Raw genomic sequence first — 2,636 nt, 5'->3', positions numbered from 1 at the left:
ACCCCCAAGCCATTGCCCTCACTGCCGCTACCTCCTCCTCAAACCGCCTCGTTCACTTCTACCAAAGTAGTGGTAGTTCTCTCGATCTGCGGATCCGCGATTGCGGCCGGCTGTTTTTGGTGGGTGGGTTTGATGTAGGCGAAGGCGGAGCCTGGGGCCTCGTCCAACGTGAGGAAGCGGTCTAGGGCCGACGCGGCGCTACAAACAGTAAAACGGCGGGCCACTCGATGGCCCGCCGCTTCTGTCTCGATTATTCATAATTTTAGAGAAGCGCTTAGCGCCCAAAAACGCCCCGGTCCGAATCCTGAACCTTCACGGTGCCGTTTTGATCGGCCGAGATCGAAGCCGTCGTGCCATAATCGATAGACGCCGTCGCGACAGGCTCGTAGGCGGGGAACTGACCGCTGCCACCGGCGAACGCGGCACCAGCAGAAACCAGAAGGGCAGTGGCTGCGGTAAAAATGATCTTGTTCATGTCAAACACTCCTAAATCTTCGTTGTCATGCCCTTCAAGCCTCACTGGCGAAGGGCGGTTGATGTCGCTTGGACAATACGAAGATGGTAGGCTGGAGTGCTGATCGCCAGACCGGGGATTGGCACAGACTGTCAATGATTAGTGAACGACATCTAGGTAATAGTTTCATTATTGAGAACTATCCGCGTGTAGTCATTCGTTATCGCGCGTAACAAAAGCCCCGACGAAGCGAGGATCGCTGGCAATTTACAGAACGGGGAAACGGGCTGGAAACGCCCGACTGCTATGGGGAGGTATGGCCGAAGACAAATATGCAGCGAATTGGCGGGGCGCGCGAAAATACCAGTTCGTTGACGAGACACGGCGAAAGCGCCGCGCTCGTTTCATCAAGCACCATCTGCCCTGGTGCGCAGTCGCTGTCTTTCTAGGCGTAGTCTCTACGGTCTACTGGCTGTAGTGCAAGAAAAAGCCACGCCGAAGCAGGGCTCTCGATATTTGATCGTGCTCAACCCCAAACCCAAACACGCTTGCGGAAGCAGCGAACGCGGCGGCGGCCGTGACGCCAATAGCTTCGGCAGACCCTTCTCCAAACACGCCGTCTATGTGGGCGGTGATGACGCCGATGATTACGACGCCAGTGGCGCTCCCGCTCCCTCCGATACTGGACCGGCTCCAGCTCCGGCTGATTTCCTTCGCCATCGAATAAATCGGTTGCGGGCTCGTCCAGTTCGTCGCGAATACCATCGCCGGGCATGACGCCAGCCATCGCGCTACCAGGCGGAGCTATGCCAACAAGGGCCGTGACACCTGCAATACCGAGCATTCCGGTTAAAAATGATCGCCGATCCATAGAAACCTCCATATCCTTTGATCGTCAGGATATGTGGAGACATAGAGCAGCGAATGCGGGCGGCCAGACTTCGAGAATTTTTGAAACAAAAAGCCCCGGTGATGAGCCGGGGTTGGGGGGCGGTTAGGCTGCAGCCGGTAGCGCCTTGTGGTGTATTTTGTTAGCCAGCGTCGTGGCGGTCGGCTCGATGGTCCTGCTGTTTAGATAAACCTTCAATATCCAGCCAAACATGGGTGATCGCGCGACCACCGCATCAACCCACTTGTCAGCAGCAATCACAAAATCTGCGATGACACTCGGGGGGCATGGTACGCAGATTGAGCGGCGGACGCCTTGGTGTGCTGCTCTTTTCCTTCGACTGAAGAACCCTGACAAACACCAGCGCGGTGTATGGGTTGATCGAATAATTCAACTTCTCTATGAATCCAGCACATCGTCCGGGGTTTCTGGATTGTCGATTAACCGGTTAGCCGTGACGTAAAATTCATTGGCCGCACACACGTACCTGGCGCGGCGACGGATGTAGAGGCGGATGACGGCCATGGCGTCGGCACAAAGCGCTGGCGGCCAGTTCTCGTGGATCTTGGGGGTTGCTCACCATCCCCGATCTAACGCCCATCCTCCACAATTCGCAACCGGACGCCTGACCATCTTCCCGACGCCAGCAATATTGATCGCCCGCGTGTCCTGATGGATGCGCGGGCTTTGATCCTAACGGCCGTCTGAGCGCTTCTTTGGGTGCTTACGGAACTGCACGACCTGGCCGCTTGGGCGGGCATGCTCTGACGTGGCAACTGCCTCGATCAACAGGTCCAGAGCGACGCAAACCTTTCGGCTTGTTTCGTCGTTTCCACGAAGATAGTCATAGGCGCGCTCAAGGTGCAGCCGGGCGGCTGAAAAGTCGCTGGTCAAATCCGCTCTCCGTCGTGCCCGCCTACTGTTGTGGCAGCAGCCGGTGACCGGGGTGCAAATATCCACAGCAGCTTTTTATTAAATTCCGACAGGTGGCGTTTTCATTTCGAGGGGTGGGCGCGATGGTTGCTAGAGACCGGCTCAGTCGAGTGATGCCCCACCTCCCGACCGTGCCACACCGCGCCCTTTGGTGGGATGGCAGTGGCACCCAAAGCGTTGGTAAATATCCACAGCCGTATTTGATACAAATCGCTGAGATCAGTTGCGTTAACGCAGTTTTCACCATCACCAGCCACATTGCGACTGCGGCCTCGTATTGATTTCTGAATAGCCCCGAGTTTTGTAGACGCTCCCAGGTTACGTTTTCTGCTGCCGTTCGAATTCGACGGGCGACAGCAT

General features: G+C 56.6%; 2 protein-coding genes. One reads left to right on the top strand and one right to left on the bottom strand.

The annotated features are described in order from the left end of the window. Nucleotides 1–185, top strand: a 185-nt coding sequence (locus ACX3P1_RS27880) for a hypothetical protein (protein ID WP_459083009.1), incomplete at its 5' end; no start/stop codon positions are given. 89 nt (nt 186–274) lie between these two features. Here the strand turns inward: ACX3P1_RS27880 and ACX3P1_RS27875 are convergent. Further along, nucleotides 275–475, bottom strand: coding sequence for a DUF680 domain-containing protein (locus ACX3P1_RS27875; protein WP_459083007.1), 201 nt, complete (start codon nt 473–475; stop codon nt 275–277). Nucleotides 476–2,636 lie beyond the last annotated feature (2,161 nt).

This window comes from Mesorhizobium sp. A623 (genome assembly GCF_054489405.1).
The sequence above is the reverse complement of the archived record's forward strand: the minus strand, read 5'-3'. Positions and strand labels throughout refer to the sequence as shown.

Coding starts and splice junctions, on each gene's coding strand:
- ACX3P1_RS27875 (WP_459083007.1), bottom strand. CDS start 475: ATGAACAAGATCATTTTTACCGCAGCCACTGCCCTTCTGGTTTCTGCT.